The sequence below is a fragment of the Pantoea sp. MHSD4 genome (genome assembly GCF_021043305.1).
Lineage (GTDB): Bacteria > Pseudomonadota > Gammaproteobacteria > Enterobacterales > Enterobacteriaceae > Pantoea > Pantoea eucalypti.
On record NZ_JAJNDH010000005.1, the window covers coordinates 178,718 to 194,883 of the forward strand.

16 protein-coding genes are annotated in these 16,166 nt (G+C 56.0%); 12 read left to right on the forward strand and 4 right to left on the reverse strand.

The window, feature by feature from the left end; translation table 11 throughout:
* The first annotated feature begins 201 nt into the window (after nucleotides 1–201).
* Nucleotides 202–468 (forward strand): FAD assembly factor SdhE, encoded by a 267-nt coding sequence (gene sdhE, locus LQK91_RS16295; protein WP_003852881.1) that lies wholly within the window; start codon nucleotides 202–204, stop codon nucleotides 466–468.
* On the forward strand, nucleotides 443–853 hold the full coding sequence (locus LQK91_RS16300) for a protein YgfX (protein WP_105099881.1): 411 nt from the start codon (nucleotides 443–445) through the stop codon (nucleotides 851–853). The genes sdhE and LQK91_RS16300 overlap by 26 nt, the downstream gene beginning before the upstream one ends.
* A gap of 79 nt (nucleotides 854–932) precedes the next feature.
* On the opposite strand, the gene fldB is transcribed toward LQK91_RS16300, so the two are convergent.
* Nucleotides 933–1,451 (reverse strand): flavodoxin FldB, encoded by a 519-nt coding sequence (gene fldB, locus LQK91_RS16305; RefSeq protein ID WP_003852885.1) that lies wholly within the window; start codon nucleotides 1,449–1,451, stop codon nucleotides 933–935.
* Nucleotides 1,452–1,553: 102 nt separating this feature from the next.
* On the opposite strand from fldB, the gene xerD reads away from it, so the two are divergent.
* From xerD to lysS, 5 genes are all read left to right on the forward strand, one after another.
* A complete protein-coding gene (gene xerD / locus LQK91_RS16310) occupies nucleotides 1,554–2,447 on the forward strand; it encodes a site-specific tyrosine recombinase XerD (RefSeq protein ID WP_003852887.1) in 894 nt (297 codons plus the stop codon).
* 21 nt (nucleotides 2,448–2,468) lie between these two features.
* A complete protein-coding gene (gene dsbC / locus LQK91_RS16315; protein ID WP_003852889.1) occupies nucleotides 2,469–3,182 on the forward strand; it encodes a bifunctional protein-disulfide isomerase/oxidoreductase DsbC in 714 nt (237 codons plus the stop codon).
* 3 nt (nucleotides 3,183–3,185) lie between these two features.
* Nucleotides 3,186–4,922: a single-stranded-DNA-specific exonuclease RecJ gene (recJ, locus tag LQK91_RS16320; RefSeq protein WP_105099880.1), complete on the forward strand. Its 1,737-nt coding sequence runs from the start codon at nucleotides 3,186–3,188 to the stop codon at nucleotides 4,920–4,922.
* A 231-nt stretch (nucleotides 4,923–5,153) separates the two neighbouring features.
* Nucleotides 5,154–6,252, forward strand: a protein-coding gene (prfB, locus tag LQK91_RS16325; RefSeq protein ID WP_098052461.1) for a peptide chain release factor 2 whose coding sequence is annotated in 2 segments (ribosomal slippage) — nucleotides 5,154–5,228 and nucleotides 5,230–6,252 — 1,098 coding nt in all. Because the reading frame shifts where the segments join, the coding sequence is not laid out codon by codon here.
* 2 nt (nucleotides 6,253–6,254) lie between these two features.
* Nucleotides 6,255–7,775: a lysine--tRNA ligase gene (lysS, locus tag LQK91_RS16330; protein ID WP_013358930.1), complete on the forward strand. Its 1,521-nt coding sequence runs from the start codon at nucleotides 6,255–6,257 to the stop codon at nucleotides 7,773–7,775.
* 304 nt (nucleotides 7,776–8,079) lie between these two features.
* Here lysS and LQK91_RS16335 read toward each other — a convergent pair whose 3' ends face one another.
* Entirely contained in the window at nucleotides 8,080–8,706 is a 627-nt protein-coding gene (locus tag LQK91_RS16335; protein ID WP_105099879.1) for a serine protease, read from the reverse strand.
* A 360-nt stretch (nucleotides 8,707–9,066) separates the two neighbouring features.
* On the opposite strand from LQK91_RS16335, the gene LQK91_RS16340 reads away from it, so the two are divergent.
* On the forward strand, nucleotides 9,067–10,230 hold the full coding sequence (locus tag LQK91_RS16340; RefSeq protein WP_008925664.1) for an MFS transporter: 1,164 nt from the start codon (nucleotides 9,067–9,069) through the stop codon (nucleotides 10,228–10,230).
* On the opposite strand, the gene LQK91_RS16345 is transcribed toward LQK91_RS16340, so the two are convergent.
* Complete coding sequence (locus LQK91_RS16345) at nucleotides 10,227–11,147, reverse strand: LysR family transcriptional regulator (protein WP_105099878.1); 921 nt, start codon at nucleotides 11,145–11,147, stop codon at nucleotides 10,227–10,229. The genes LQK91_RS16340 and LQK91_RS16345 overlap by 4 nt on opposite strands.
* 102 nt (nucleotides 11,148–11,249) lie before the next feature.
* Here LQK91_RS16345 and lysA point away from each other — a divergent pair, with 102 nt between their 5' ends.
* A complete protein-coding gene (gene lysA / locus LQK91_RS16350) occupies nucleotides 11,250–12,506 on the forward strand; it encodes a diaminopimelate decarboxylase (RefSeq protein WP_105099877.1) in 1,257 nt (418 codons plus the stop codon).
* Nucleotides 12,507–12,538: 32 nt separating this feature from the next.
* Here the strand turns inward: lysA and LQK91_RS16355 are convergent, their stop codons facing one another.
* Nucleotides 12,539–12,847 carry a PTS lactose/cellobiose transporter subunit IIA gene (locus LQK91_RS16355; RefSeq protein WP_003853971.1) on the reverse strand — a complete coding sequence of 103 codons (309 nt, stop codon included), beginning with the start codon at nucleotides 12,845–12,847 and terminating at the stop codon, nucleotides 12,539–12,541.
* Between the two features lie 178 nt (nucleotides 12,848–13,025).
* Between LQK91_RS16355 and LQK91_RS16360 the strand changes: the two genes are divergently transcribed.
* The 3 genes from LQK91_RS16360 to LQK91_RS16370 are packed head-to-tail and all read left to right on the forward strand — an operon-like array spanning nucleotide 13,026 to nucleotide 16,132.
* Complete coding sequence (locus LQK91_RS16360) at nucleotides 13,026–14,375, forward strand: PTS sugar transporter subunit IIC (protein ID WP_105099876.1); 1,350 nt, start codon at nucleotides 13,026–13,028, stop codon at nucleotides 14,373–14,375.
* Nucleotides 14,372–15,799, forward strand: coding sequence for a glycoside hydrolase family 1 protein (locus LQK91_RS16365; protein ID WP_105099875.1), 1,428 nt, complete (start codon nucleotides 14,372–14,374; stop codon nucleotides 15,797–15,799). The genes LQK91_RS16360 and LQK91_RS16365 overlap by 4 nt, the downstream gene beginning before the upstream one ends.
* Nucleotides 15,800–15,814: 15 nt before the next feature.
* Nucleotides 15,815–16,132 carry a PTS sugar transporter subunit IIB gene (locus LQK91_RS16370; protein ID WP_003853964.1) on the forward strand — a complete coding sequence of 106 codons (318 nt, stop codon included), beginning with the start codon at nucleotides 15,815–15,817 and terminating at the stop codon, nucleotides 16,130–16,132.
* Nucleotides 16,133–16,166: the final 34 nt, after the last annotated feature.

Here is a 16,166-nt window from a genome sequence, read left to right on the forward strand (position 1 = left end):
ATCCGGAACATTGTCTTCAATGTTAAAAGAGCCGACTGGCAATGCAACCTGTTTACGGAAAACGGCGCACAAAAGGCGTGATAACCCTGAAAAGCTACAATCTGAAATGTGGCAGGTTGCACAGCCTGCGACGCTGCGCCTGCGAGCTGCATTAAACCAGGTTACACTAGCGGCCACGTTGTGAATTGTGGAAATTGATGCATGGATATTAATGATAAATCACGTATTCAGTGGGCTTGCCGTCGCGGCATGCTGGAACTGGATGTGGCTATTATGCCGTTCTTCAAATTTGAGTATGACACGCTTAATGACACTGATAAGCAGGTCTTTGTTAACCTGCTGAAGAGTGACGATCCCGACCTGTTTAACTGGCTGATGAATCACGGTGAGCCAAAAGATCCAGAGCTTAAGCGGATGGTGAATTTGATCCAGCAGCGTAACCATGATCGCGGCCCCGTGGCAATGTAAGCTGCAGCCCTCCCGCCTGGCGTGCGGATGTCTGTGCGCCTGGCTGGTGGCAGCCGTGACTGGCGTCGTGTTGATGACGCTGCCGGTGGGCGGCTGGCTGATTAAAGTGCCGATTATTCTGTTGTTGCTGGCTGAAGGCTGGTGCAGCTTCCGGCGATTGCGTCAGCGGCACGGTGAGTTACAGCGGGAAGGCGGTCATTGCTGGATCTGGCAGGGAAAACGCTGGCGACCGACCCAGCCGCTGCGCTGGTTACCGATTGGCGTCTTGCTGGTGGCCAGGAGTGAAAAGGGCGCTACGCTACGATGGTGGCTGATGCGGGACAATATGCAGCCCGGCGAATGGCGAGCATTACGCGCCTGCTGTTTCAGCAAAGTGCGGCATTAACGGCAACAGGGCAGACTATTATCTGCCGGCATCTGCAGGCGCTCGGGTTCTACAGCGGCAATCCAGAGCACGGAATCGTTCAGAGCAGTGCAGCGGTTTCGGTTAATACCTGCTCGCACCACTGCTCAACGCGCTCATCGGTGACCTCGAACTGATTCACATCATCCAGCGCCAGACCCACAAATTGCGAGCCATCGGCACTCAGCGGTTTAGGACTGGTGAACTCATAGCCCTCAAGCGGCCAGTAGCCGACAAACCGCACGCCCATGGGCTGCAGCAAATCGTGCAGCATGCCGAGCGCATCTAAAAACCACTCGCCATAGCCAATCTGATCGCCCATGCCATACAGTGCAACAATCTTGTTTTGCAGATTCAGCGCGGGCAGTTGCGTCCAGATCGCCTCCCAGTCCTCCTGCAACTCACCGAAATCCCAGGTCGGGATGCCCATGATCAGCAAATCGTACTGTTCCATCAGACGTGGGTCGTCATCTTTCACGTTATGCAGCGTCACTAACTCTTCGCCAATAAAATCGCGAATTTTCTCCGCTACAATTTCGGTGTAACAGGTACTTGAACCGTAAAAAAGACCGATTTTCATGCAGATAACACTCTGTAAATACTGACTTTGGCGCAATTGTACCAGAAGCGCTGCTGAATCAGGCATAATGAGCATGATTTTACACCAGACGGCGGAGACAACGTGCAGGACAGCGATCTGACAGAACAGTTTCTTGATGCGCTCTGGATTGAACGCAATCTGGCGCAGAATACTCTCTCCTCTTATCGTCAGGATCTTCAGACGCTGACCGGCTGGCTGGCGCATCATCAGCTAACGCTGCTCAGCGTGACGCCACTGGATCTGCAGCAGTTCCTGGCCGAAAGGCTGGAGGGCGGTTACAAAGCGACAAGCTCAGCGCGGTTGCTCAGCGCCATGCGTCGCCTGTTCCAGTATCTTTATCGCGAAAAGCTGCGACCGGACGATCCGAGCGCACTGCTGTCCGCGCCAAAACTGCCGCAGCGTTTGCCGAAAGATCTCAGTGAAGCGCAGGTCGAACGACTGTTGCAGGCGCCGAATATCGATATTCCGCTGGAGCTGCGCGACAAAGCAATGCTGGAGCTGCTCTACGCGACCGGCCTGCGTGTCTCCGAACTGATTGGCCTGACGCTCAGCGACATCAGCCTGCGGCAGGGCGTTGTCCGGGTTATCGGTAAAGGCGATAAAGAGCGGCTGGTGCCTTTAGGTGAAGAAGCGGTTTACTGGCTGGAGCAATATATGGAACATGGTCGTCCGTGGCTGCTCAATGGGCAGACGCTGGACGTGATGTTTCCCAGCAATCGGGCGCAGCAGATGACGCGCCAGACCTTCTGGCATCGCATCAAGCATTACGCCACGCTGGCGGGGATCGACAGCGAAAAGTTATCGCCGCATGTAATGCGTCATGCCTTTGCGACCCATCTGCTGAACCACGGTGCAGATCTGCGTGTCGTACAGATGCTGCTGGGACATAGCGATCTCTCCACCACCCAAATTTATACGCACGTCGCCACTGAGCGCCTGCGTCAGTTGCATCAACAACACCATCCGCGAGCCTGATTCGCGGCCATAAGGATAAAAATGAACAAGCATTTTGCCATGCTGGCCCTGTTAGCCAGCGCCTTTTCCGGTCTCGCACAGGCCGATGACAGCGCCATTCAGCAATCCCTTAAAAAGCTCGGTCTGAACCAGACGGAGATCAGTCCATCCCCGCTGCCTGGCTTTAAAACCGTGCTGTCGGAAAGCGGCGTGCTCTATGTTACCGATGACGGCAAACATATGATCCAGGGCCCGCTCTATGACGTCAGCGGCAAACAGCCGGTCAACGTCACCAACCAGCTGCTGGACAAAAAAGTCGAGGCGCTGGTGCCGGAGATGATCGTCTACAAAGCCCCGAAAGAGCAGCATGTGATCACCGTCTTCACCGACATCACCTGTGGTTACTGCCACAAGCTGCACGAGCAGATGGCGGACTACAATGCGCTGGGCATTACCGTGCGCTACCTGGCGTTTCCGCGAGAGGGACTGAATGGTCAGATCGAACCGGCAATGAAGGCGATCTGGTGCAGCGCTGACCGCAATAAAGCGTTTGATGAGGCGATGAAAGGCAATGCGCCGAAGATGGCCGCACCAGACAGCTGCAAAATCGATATTTCTCAGCATTACAAACTGGGCGTGCTGTTTGGCATTCAGGGCACCCCTGCGATGCTGACTGACACCGGCATGATGATCCCGGGTTATCAGTCGCCGCAGGAGCTGAAGCAGGTGCTGGACAATCAGAAGCGTGGTGGTTAATCGGTGGTAAAACAGGAAGTGGAACTGCGTCGCCGTGAGGTGACGGTTGACGATGCGCTACCGGCCACGCTGCCGCCGTTGCTGAAGCGGCTCTATCTGCAACGCGGCGTGCGTGACGCCGCAGAGCTGGAGCGCGGTGCGAAAAACCTGCTGCCGTACCAGTCTTTAAGCGGAATTGAGAGTGCAGTGGAACTGCTGCATCAGGCGCTGCTGGATGGGCGTCGCATTATGGTGGTGGGCGACTTTGATGCCGATGGCGCGACCAGTACCGCGCTGACGGTCATGGCGCTGCGCAGCATGGGCGGCGGCAACGTGCAGTATCTGGTCCCTAACCGCTTTGAAGATGGTTATGGCCTTAGCCCGGAAGTGGTTGAGCAGGCGCGTGCGCGCGGCGCGGCGATGATCCTGACCGTCGATAACGGCATCTCCTCCCACGCTGGCGTTGATTTTGCCCATCAGCACGGGATTCCGGTGCTGATTACCGACCACCATCTGCCCGGTGAGACCTTACCCGCCGCTGAGGCGATCGTGAATCCCAATCTGCCGGACTGCAACTTTCCCTCGCGCGCGCTGGCGGGCGTGGGCGTCGCGTTCTATCTGATGCTGGCGCTGCGCGCCCATCTGCGCACTAAGGGATGGTTTGGCACCACCCGCACGGAACCGAATCTGGCGGAGATGTTGGATCTGGTCGCGCTTGGCACGGTAGCCGATGTGGTGCCACTCGACGTCAATAACCGCATTCTGGTATGGCAGGGGCTCAGCCGCATCCGTGCCGGAAAATGCCGGCCAGGCATCCGCGCGCTGCTGGAGATTGCTAATCGCGATGCCCGTCAGCTGGCGGCCAGCGATCTCGGCTTTGCGCTGGGACCACGACTCAACGCCGCAGGCCGGCTCGACGATATGTCGGTGGGCGTTGCGCTGTTAATGACCGACGATCTCAGCCAGGCGCGGATGCTGGCCAGCGAACTGGACGCGCTGAATCAGACGCGTAAAGAGATCGAGCAGGGCATGCAGAGCGAAGCGCTGGCGCTGTGTCAGGCGCTGGAGCGCGAGCAGCGCGATCTGCCGCTGGGGCTGGCCTTCTATCATCCCGAATGGCATCAGGGCGTGGTGGGGATTCTGGCGTCACGTCTTAAAGAGCGCTTCCATCGTCCCGTGATTGCCTTTGCGCCAGCAGGCGACGGCACGCTGAAGGGGTCGGGCCGCTCGATTGCCGGACTGCATCTGCGCGATGCGCTGGAGCGTCTGGATACCCTGAATCCTGGTATGATGCTAAAGTTTGGCGGTCACGCCATGGCAGCCGGCTTATCGCTGGAGACCGCACGCTACGAGGAGTTTCGTCAGCGCTTTGCCGATCTGGTCGGTGAGTGGCTGGATGGCGAATCGCTGCAGGGCATCATCTGGTCAGATGGCGCCCTGCAGCCGCAGGAGTTTTCCCTGCAGACCGCCGAGATGTTGCGCGAAGCCGGGCCCTGGGGCCAGGCGTTCCCGGAACCCGCTTTTGACGGCAAATTTAAGCTGCTGCAACAGCGGCTGGTGGGCGAGCGACATCTTAAAGTCATGGTCGAGCCGCTGGACGGCGGTCCGCTGATCGACGGTATCGCCTTTAATGTCGATACCACGCTGTGGCCCGACAGCAGCATTCGTCAGGTTGAGCTGGCCTATAAGCTGGATATCAATGAGTATCGTGGTAACCGCTCGGTGCAACTGATCATCGACCATATCTGGCCGCTGAACTGAGTTAAACAGGGTGCGCGCGTCTCCGGTTACGGCAGATGCGCGACCGCCCGATTGTTTTCTGCGTTATTCTGCTGCGCGTGAGGATGTCACCGCGATCCGATAAGCAAATGCGACACGTCACGCAACCCCGGCATCAGCCCGCTGTCTCAGCGCTACAATCTGCCGCCAGTTTCGGGTAAACTTGTGCGTTAATTTTCCTGTCCCATCGAACATAAGAAAGACGCCAAAGCCATGTTTGAAATTAACCCGGTCAAAAACCGTATTCAGGACCTCAGTGAGCGCAGCGACGTTCTTCGGGGGTATCTTTGACTACGATGCCAAGAAAGAACGCCTCGAAGAAGTAAACGCCGAGCTGGAACAGCCCGATGTCTGGAACGAACCTGAGCGTGCTCAGGCGCTGGGCAAAGAGCGCTCCTCGCTGGAAGCCATCGTGCAGACGCTGGAACAGATGTCGCAGGGCCTGGAAGATGTGCAGGGTCTGCTTGAGCTGGCCGTAGAAGCGGAAGACGAAGAGACCTTCAACGAAGCCGTTGCCGAGCTGGATGTCCTTGAGGGCAAGCTGGGCGAACTGGAATTCCGCCGCATGTTCTCCGGCGAGTATGACAGCGCCGACTGCTACATTGACCTTCAGGCGGGTTCCGGCGGCACCGAAGCGCAGGACTGGGCCAGCATGCTGATGCGTATGTATCTGCGTTGGGCCGAAGCAAAAGGCTTCAAAACCGAAATTATCGAAGAGTCTGAAGGTGAAGTTGCGGGCATCAAGTCGGTGACCATTCGCGTGTCAGGCGACTACGCCTTTGGCTGGTTGCGCACCGAAACGGGCGTGCATCGCCTGGTGCGTAAGAGCCCATTCGACTCCGGCGGCCGTCGTCACACCTCCTTCAGCTCAGCCTTTATTTACCCGGAAGTGGATGACGATATTGATATCGACATCAACCCAGCCGATCTGCGCATTGACGTCTATCGTGCGTCGGGTGCGGGCGGCCAGCACGTTAACCGGACCGAATCTGCGGTACGTATTACCCATATTCCAACCGGTACTGTCACCCAGTGTCAGAATGACCGTTCTCAGCATAAGAACAAAGATCAGGCGATGAAGCAGATGAAAGCGAAGCTGTACGAGCTTGAGATGCAGAAGAAAAATGCTGAGAAACAGGCGCTGGAGGACAACAAGTCCGACATTGGCTGGGGAAGTCAGATCCGTTCTTACGTTCTCGATGATGCACGCATCAAAGATCTGCGCACCGGCGTAGAGACGCGTAACACCCAGGCGGTGCTGGACGGCGATCTGGATCGATTCATTGAAGCAAGTTTAAAAGCAGGGTTATAGACATGTCTGAACAACAACCGCAGAGCGCTGATGCCGCCGTTGAGTTAAATAACGAACTGAAAACGCGCCGTGAAAAGCTGAGCGCGCTGCGTGCCAACGGTCTGGCGTTTCCCAACGATTTCCGTCGTGACAGCCTTTCGAACCAGCTGCTGGAAAGCTATGGCGAGAAGAGCAACGAAGAGCTTGAAGCGCTGGGTATCGAAGTCAGCGTCGCCGGCCGCATGATGACCCGCCGTATCATGGGTAAAGCCTCTTTCGTCACCCTGCAGGATGTGGGCGGCCGGATTCAGCTTTACGTTTCACGTGACGATCTGGCGGAAGGCATCTACAACGAGCAGTTTAAGAAATGGGACCTCGGCGATATCCTGGGTGCGCGTGGCAAACTGTTCAGAACCAAGACCGGCGAACTGTCGATTCACTGTTCAGAACTGCGCCTGCTGACCAAAGCCCTGCGCCCGCTGCCGGACAAATTCCACGGCCTGGCCGATCAGGAAACCCGTTACCGTCAGCGTTACCTTGATCTGATCGCCAACGAAGAGTCACGCAACACCTTCAAAATTCGTTCGCAGATCATGGCCGGCATTCGCCAGTTCATGGTAGGCCGCGACTTTATGGAAGTGGAAACCCCGATGATGCAGGTGATCCCGGGCGGTGCCTCTGCGCGTCCGTTCATCACCCATCACAATGCGCTGGATATCGATATGTATCTGCGTATTGCACCAGAGCTTTACCTGAAGCGTCTGGTAGTGGGTGGCTTCGACCGCGTGTTCGAGATCAACCGTAACTTCCGTAACGAAGGTATTTCGCCACGTCATAACCCAGAGTTCACCATGATGGAACTCTATATGGCCTATGCGGATTATAAAGATCTGATCGAACTGACCGAAAGCCTGTTCCGTACTCTGGCGCAGGATGTGTTGGGCAGCACGGTCGTGCCTTACGGCGAGCAGGAGTTTGATTTCGGCAAGCCGTTTGAAAAACTGACCATGCGTGAAGCGATCAAGAAATACCGTCCGGAAACGGATCTGGCCGATCTGGAAGACTTTGATAAAGCGGTGGCGATTGCACAATCCCTGCATATCAAAGTGGAGAAGAGCTGGGGTCTGGGCCGCGTCGTGACCGAGATCTTCGAAGAGACGGCTGAAGCGCATCTGATTCAGCCAACCTTCATCACTGAATATCCGGCTGAAGTCTCGCCACTCGCCCGTCGTAACGACGAGAACCCGGAAATCACCGATCGCTTTGAGTTCTTCATTGGCGGTCGTGAAATCGGTAACGGCTTCTCCGAGCTTAATGATGCGGAAGATCAGGCTGAGCGTTTCCTGCAGCAGGTGAATGCCAAAGATGCCGGTGACGACGAAGCGATGTTCTACGACGAAGACTATGTTACCGCGCTGGAACATGGCCTGCCGCCAACCGCCGGTCTGGGTATCGGGATTGACCGTATGGTGATGCTGTTTACTAACAGCCACACGATCCGCGATGTGATTCTGTTCCCGGCACTGCGTCCAGGCAGCAAGTAAGTCTGACTGTTCTCAGAAAAGGCCGGGTATACCGGCCTTTTTTATGTCTGCTGAAAGAGTATGGCCCGGTTCGCTATGAGATCGAGCCTGCTCAGGGAAGACGGTCAGATCGGAAAGACGCAAAAGCCGTCATCCATGACCGCTCGGCCCGCGCCATCCCTGGCGCGGGACGCTTTCCTTTTCTGACCGTATTCCCTGCGCGCTTACTTTATCCGTTGCTGTCAGATGCACTCTGATTCGGCGTTGTCAGCACGAAAAAGGCCGGAAGTTCCGGCCTTTTTTACCACTGTCCATTCAGCAAACATCAGGACTTAATCGCCTGATTCAACCAGCTCTGAAAGCGGGAATAGGGCACATAGAGCGCAACGTTTTTATAGAGTGTCTTACCGCTGACATTGTCATTGATGTTATTGCTGTAGCCAATAATCACACCCGCCAGCGTATCATCAGAGGCGTTATAAACCGCACCGCCTGACATCCCTTTCACCACACCCGCATTCGCCGCGACTACAACACAGTCCGGCTTATTCCAGCTGTTCGCCAGCGTGGTATTAATCAGGTTCTGTCCGCTGGAGCTGACCGGCATGGCCGAAATAAAACTGTAGCCATAGAGATTCACCTGGTCGCCAATATGGCTGTTGCGAAAGCTGGGTGGCAGATTCATTTCGCTGTTTTTATGGTAGACCACGGCCAGATCGCATTGCGGGTGCCAGGCTTTAACCCGGTAAAGAGAGAACTTCGCCACGTGCGCAGCGGTCAGGCTGTACTCCGGCGTCAGCGGGATGGTGGTACCCAGCGTGCCTAACCCCAGCACGGTAGGAATGCCGGTCACGGTCATATCAACGCGTTTTTCCGCTTCTTTACTGTACTCATAATGCCCCACCGAGCAGCCGGTTAAGCCTAAAACCATTAAGGCTATGAGTCGTTGCATTCTCTCTCCCTGCGTCAGCAGTTGATTACATCACCTGGCAATTCATTAGGGATATATCGGCAACGTTAAGGATTTATTAATTAAATACGCATTAAAAAGCGTAATCGGTTCACGGAAAATGACAACCTGACCCGGGTTCGCCAGGGTCTTTCAGGTAGGGTCCGCAGGCAGAGAAAGAAAGTTGCGACAGGCACAGCGACACGATTATTGCGGCCTCAGCAATAATCCTTTGCTGCATACAGGCTATGTCGTGCACCAGCGCTATGCTGTAATACTCACTGTGACGCAGATCAAAATTAATAAGCGTCTAGGGGCTGCGTGTCCGCGCGGTTCACCTGCAAATGAAACCGGGAGAGTGTTATGCCTGTAGCATTAATGGCGCTGGCGTTAAGTGCGTTTGCCATCGGAACCACCGAGTTTGTCATTATGGGATTGCTGCCGGAGGTGGCGCGTGACCTTCAGGTGTCGATTCCGTCGGCGGGCTGGCTGATCAGCGGCTATGCGCTGGGGGTAGCAATTGGTGCGCCGATAATGGCGTTGCTGACCGCCAGACTACCGCGTAAAAAAACGCTGATTCTGCTGATGGTGATCTTTATTGTCGGCAACCTGCTGTGTGCGCTGGCTTACAACTACAACCTGCTGATGCTGGCCAGAATCGTTACCGCACTCTGTCATGGTGCCTTCTTCGGGATTGGCGCGGTTGTCGCCGCCAGTCTGGTGCCTGCCGGGCGTCAGGCTTCGGCTGTGGCACTGATGTTTACAGGGCTGACCTTAGCTAACGTGCTGGGCGTGCCGCTGGGAACCAGTTTCGGACAGATGTTTGGCTGGCGAGCGACATTCTGGGGCGTGGCGGTGATCGGCGTGCTGGCGTTTATCGCCCTGATCGTCAGTCTGCCCAACAACAAACAGGAAAAACCGGTTCATCTGGCGAGTGAAATTGGCGCACTGGCCAACGGCAAACTGTGGCTGTCGCTGCTGATGACGGTGTGCTTTGCGGCGGCGATGTTTGCACTGTTCAGCTACATTGCGCCGCTATTGTTAGAGGTGACGGGCATCAGCGACCGCGGCGTCAGCTGGACGCTGTTCCTGATAGGTGCGGGCCTGACAGTTGGCAATATTCTCGGCGGAAAACTGGCTGACTGGAAAGTCTCTTTCAGCCTGATCCTGAGCTTCTCACTGATTGCGATCTTCTCGCTGCTCTTCAGCTGGACCAGCCATGCGCTGTGGCTGGCGGAGATCACCCTGTTCCTCTGGGCGATGGCAACCTTTGCCACGGTGCCGGGTCTGCAGATTAACGTAGTGCGTCACGGCAAAGAAGCACCGAACCTGGTCTCAACCCTTAACATTTCGGCGTTTAACGTCGGTAATGCGCTGGGTGCCTGGGTTGGTGGCGCAGTGATTGGCCGTGGTTTTGGCCTGACGGCGGTGCCGGTTGCTGCGGCTGCGCTGGCCGCTGTCGGTCTGCTGGTCTGCCTGATTACCTTCCGTAAATCGGGCAGCGCGGTCGCCAGGGTTCGCGCTTAAGCCAGGCGGGCGGCGATTCGCGCCGGAAAGTCAGCCACCTGCTGCTGCAGATGGCTGACAAAGGCATCCACCAGCGCCGACGCAGGGCGGTGCTGCGGTCTCACCAGGCTGACGGTAAACGGAACTGCCACGCTGAACTTACGCATCACCACACCGCTGTCGGCGTAATCCAGCGCCGTCAGCGGATTCACAATCGAAATCCCCACGCCCGCCCTGACCATTGCGCATACCGAAGCGGCGCTGTGTGTCTCCATCACCAGCCGCCGTTCCACTCCCTGCTCCTGAAACAGCGCATCCAGCAGCTGACGATAGCTGTCGCTGCGCGACAGGCTCACATATTTTTCGCCTGTAAAGTCATGCGGCGTCAGCACCTCACGCTCACTCAAGGGGTGATGCTGCGGCAACACGCACACTTCATCGCAGGTCAGCAGGGCGAGGCGGTCAGTTCCGGCCGGCGCGTGCTGGGTTTCGGTTAAGCCGATATCGTAGCGCTGCGCCGACAGCCACTCCTCCAGCAGCGGCGACTCCTGCGGAATCACATTCAGACTCACATCCGGGTAACGCTGTAAAAAGGGCTGACACAGCGGCGGCAGCAGCGACTGCGAAAAAACGGGCAGACAGGCGATCGACAGCTCGCCCTGACGAAACTGGCGCAGGCCTTCTGCCGCTTCCATGATGCGGTCCAGACCATACCAGGAGCGCTGAACCTCTTCAAACAGACGCAACCCTTGCACCGTCGGCTGCAGGCGACCGCGTACCCGCCCGAACAGCTCTAATCCCAGTTGCTGCTCCAGACGTGCCAGCTCCCGGCTCACGGTAGGCTGTGAGGTGTGCAGCAGCGTGGCGGCCTGCGTCAGATTGCCGCTGGTCATCACCGCATGAAAAATTTCGATATGCCGCCAGTTAATGTTTGCCATGCCGTTTACCTATATCCATTCTGCATAGATGCTATTAAAACAGATATTTTTCGCTATGGCACGATTCTGGCTTAATGGGGTTATCGCCACAGGAGAATTGCTATGCCACGTTCATTACAGAGTACCGAAACCACACTCAACGCCGCTCACCTGCTGCCGCTGGCACGCCGTTATGCCGGGCCATTCTGGGCCTACGACGCGCAGATTATTCAGGCGCGTATTGCTCAGCTGCAGGCCTTTGATGTGGTGCGCTTTGCGCAGAAAGCCTGCTCGAATACGCATATCCTGCGCCTGATGCGCGCGGCGGGCGTGAAAGTGGACTCGGTATCGCTGGGTGAGATCGAACGTGCGCTGGCCGCCGGTTATCAGCCTGGTGGTGATGAGATCGTCTTTACCGCTGATCTGTTCGATCAACCGACACTTGAGCGGGTGACTGCGTTAAAGGTGCCGGTGAATGCCGGTTCGATCGATATGCTGCATCAGCTCGGTGCGGTGTCACCGGGACACGCGGTATGGCTACGCGTCAACCCTGGTTTTGGTCACGGCCACAGTCAGAAAACCAATACTGGTGGCGAAAACAGCAAGCACGGTATCTGGCACGGTGACTTAGCCGAGGCGCTGGCGGCCATTAAAAAGCACGGCCTGAACCTGGTGGGCATTCACATGCATATCGGCTCAGGCGTCGATTATGCGCATCTGCAACATGTCTGTGATGCGATGGTGGAACTGGTAATGGCATCGGGTCAGGATCTGACGGCGATCTCTGCGGGCGGTGGACTTTCTATTCCTTATCGCTACGGCGAAGAGGCGATCGATACCGGGCACTATTTCGGCCTGTGGGACGCAGCGCGGCAGCGCATTGCTCAGCATCTGGGGCACGCGGTCAAACTGGAGATCGAACCGGGCCGCTTCCTGGTGGCCGAGGCTGGCGTACTGGTATCGCAGGTCCGGGCAGTGAAGTCGATGGGCAGCCGTCACTTCGTGCTGGTTGATGCCGGTTTCAGTGATCTGATGCGCCCATCCATGTATGGCAGCTATCACCATATCTCGCTGATGGCGGGCGATGAGCGGGCCATTGATGAGCAGCAGACGATCGACACAGTGGTTGCCGGTCCGCTGTGCGAATCAGGCGATGTCTTTACTCAGCTGGAGGGCGGCATGGTCGAACCGCGCGCCATCCCGGCGGCGAAAGTAGGCGATTATCTGGTGTTCCACGACACCGGCGCATACGGCGCATCCATGTCTTCTAACTACAACAGCCGTCCGCTGATCCCGGAAGTGCTGTTTGAGCAGGGCCAGCCGCGCGAAATCCGCCGTGCACAAACTATCGAGTCGCTGCTGGCACTGGAAATTATCTAATCACCTCGCTCAGGCGGCCCACGTGCCGCCTGTCAGCTATAGATCTCTTTTCGCAGCATGATCAGTTCCTCGGCCAGTTCGCGACACAGCATGGCATTCATCAGATGATCCTGCGCATGTACCAGAATCAGCGTGACCGGTAATTTTCCGCTTCCTTCGTCTGCGCCAATCAACGCGGTCTGGATTTTATGTGCCGCTTTTGCCGCAGTATCAGAGGCTGCCAGCCCGGCATCAGCCCCGGCCCAGTCGCGTTTGCGCGCGCACTGAATCGCCATCATCGCCGACGAGCGTGCTTCTCCCGCATTGATCAGTAATTCCATCATAGTCTGTTCGTAATCCATAACGCCTCCGTTATTGGTATGCCAAATTGGCCTTTTTAATCATACCGGAATGCCAAAAAACATTTCCGGGAGATTCATCACAGAAAAAAACGCGGGTATTCGTCATTTTGGTATGCCACTAACAAGGAAGATCATGATGATTACAGGACTACCGATCTTACATCTCTGAGGATTGATCATGTCTTTACAGGACCGCCTTATCGATTCCCTGGGCAGCTTCGCCACCCGCTTTAACAGTTATCGCTACATCATGGCGATTAAAGCCTCGTTCATTACCCTGATGCCGGTAATCATTGTTGGCGCCTTCTCGGTATTGATTTCTAACATGGTGCTGGACAGCAAAAATGGCCTTGCCAGCTTTGCCGCTCTGGCTTTCTTAGCTGACCTCAAGCCCATCACCAGCAGTATCAATTACGCCACGCTCAGCTTTCTTAACATTGGTGCGGTGTTCCTGATTGGTATTGAGCTTGGGCGCATCAACGGTATAAAAACGCTGTTTCCCGGTCTGCTGGCAATCATCTGCTTTATATCGGTGACGCCGACCACCTTACAGATGATTGTCGATGGGCAGATGCATCTGGTCACCGATGTGCTGGCCAAACAATTCTCCGATACCAAGAGCCTGTTTCTCGGCATGTTTATCGCCATTCTGTCGGTAGAGATCTACTGCCGCCTTGAACAGATTGAGCGGCTGAAAATCAAAATGCCTGACACTGTGCCGCCCAACGTGGCCGCCTCATTCTCCGCGCTTATCCCTTCAATTATCACCGTGACGCTGATAGCGACCTTTGGCTTTGTCTTCCATCGCGTCACCGGCATGTACCTTTACGACGCGGTATACCAGGTGGTGCAGCAACCGCTGGAGTCGGTTGTGCAGAGTCTGTGGGGCATTCTGATTCTGATGTTCGTCGCCCAGCTGTTCTGGGTGATTGGTATTCATGGCAACCAGATGGTGAAGCCGATTCGTGAGCCGCTGTTGCTGGGCGCGATTATGGTCAACATGACCGCTTTTGAGCAGGGAAAAGAGGCGCCGAACATCATCACGATGCCGTTCTGGGATGTTTATATGAGCATCGGCGGCTCCGGCCTGACCATCGGGCTACTCACTGCCGTAATGCTGGCGACGCGACGCAAAGAGATGCGTGAAATTGCCAAACTGTCGTTCGGCCCAGGCATTTTCAATATCAACGAACCGGTTATATTTGGTATGCCGATTATGCTTAACCCGATTCTGGCTATCCCTTTCATCATCACACCGCTGGTGACAGGTTCTATTGGCTACTTCGCGACGGTGATGGGCTTTGCCGGGAAAGCCGTGGTGATGGTGCCCTGGACCACGCCTCCGATTATCAATGCCTGGCTTTCAACGGCTGGATCGATGGGCGCAGTGGTGACGCAGATCGTCTGCATTCTGGTGTCAGTACTCATCTATCTGCCCTTTGTGAAAGTCGCAGCCCGCCGCGCGGATGCAGCGGAAGCAAAGAGCCTGCAACCTGAGCTGAACCCCAACCGAACGGAGGTGTTATGAGTCGTCAGACTGTCCACATACCTGAGAATTTCATTCTGGGGGCTGCTGCCTCCGCCTGGCAGACGGAAGGCTGGAGCGGAAAAAAGCCGGGCCAGGACTCCTGGCCTGACGCCTGGTATCAGCAGGATCGTCACGTCTGGCACAACGGCTATGGCCCGGCGGTTGCCACTGACTTTATCAATCGCTTTGGTGAAGATGTGGCGCTAATGAAGGCCAGCGGGCTGACCCACTACCGGACTTCCATTAACTGGTCGCGTTTCCTGATTGATTATGAAACCGCCACGGTCAATGAGGAATATGCCGCTTACTATGACCGGCTGATTGATGAAATGCAGCGTCAGGGCATTGAACTGATGCTCTGTCTGGAGCATTACGAGCTGCCAGCCTTGCTGCTTGAGCAATATGGAGGCTGGCAGTCAAAGCATGTGGTTGAACTGTTTATTCGTTATGTCGAACAGGTTTTTAAACGTTATGCCGGTCGGGTCACACGCTGGTTTGTGTTTAATGAGCCCATTGTGGTGCAGACCCGCGTCTATCTCGACGCGCTGCGCTGGCCTTATGAGCAGAACACGCATAAATGGATGCAGTGGAACCACCATAAAAATCTCGCGACTGCCCGGGCAGTGCAGCTTTTCCGCAAGCGTGGCTATGCCGGTCGCATTGGTACCATTCTTAACCCGGAGGTCACCTATCCGCGATCATCCGCCCCGCACGACCAGAAGGCGGCGCATATTTATGACCTGTTCTACAACCGGGTGTTTCTCGACCCCGCGATTAAAGGCGAGTATCCGGCGGAGCTGCTGGCGCTGCTTGATAAGCATCAGATTGAGTGGGAAACCACGCCGGAAGAGCTGGCGATTATTGCTGCCAATACCGTCGATGAGGTCGGCCTTAATCTCTACTATCCCCATCGCGTGAAGGCGCCGTCCCGCGCCTGGCATCCCGAGACACCCTTTCATCCTGCCTGGTATTACGAACACTTTGAACTGCCTGGGCGGCGGATGAATCGTTCGCGCGGCTGGGAAATTCAGCCTGAAATTATCTGGGATATGGCACAACGAATGCGCGATGAGTACGGCAATATCCCGTGGTTTGTGGCGGAAAGCGGTATGGGCATTGAGAACGAAACCCAATTCAAAGATGCCGGTGGGGAAATTCAGGACGATTACCGTATCGCGTTTATCAGCGAACACCTGCATCAGGCGATACGCGCCAGCCAGGCGGGCATTAACTGTCAGGGCTACATGCTGTGGGCGTTTACCGACAACGTCTCACCAATGAATGCCTTTAAAAACCGCTATGGTCTGATCGAAATCGACTTAGATAAGCACCGTCAGCGCCGTATGAAGAAATCTGCCCATTGGTTCCGTACGCTGCGTGACACGCAGCAATTTACCCTGTGGCTTGATGATGAGCCGAAATAACGCGAGGAAACGAGCATGAAACGAATTGTTCTGGCCTGTGCTGCGGGCATGTCGACCTCAATGGTGGTCACGCGGATGGAAAAAGAGGTCGCCGCTCGCGGACTGGCATTTCAGATCTACGCTATTCCGGAGCAAAACCTGCGTGAAGAGCTGCAAAACTACGGCAGCGAGGTGGCGGTGGTGCTGCTCGGGCCTCAGGTGCGCTTCAAACTGGAGGAGAACAGAAAACTCACTGACAGCTATCAGTTGCCTATCGCGGTAATCGATACGGTTGCTTACGGCACGCTGAATGGTGCAAAGGTACTCGATCAGGCGCTGGCTTTGATACACTGAGCCCCAGTTTGCGAGCCAGCCTCTCCGGTTCGCG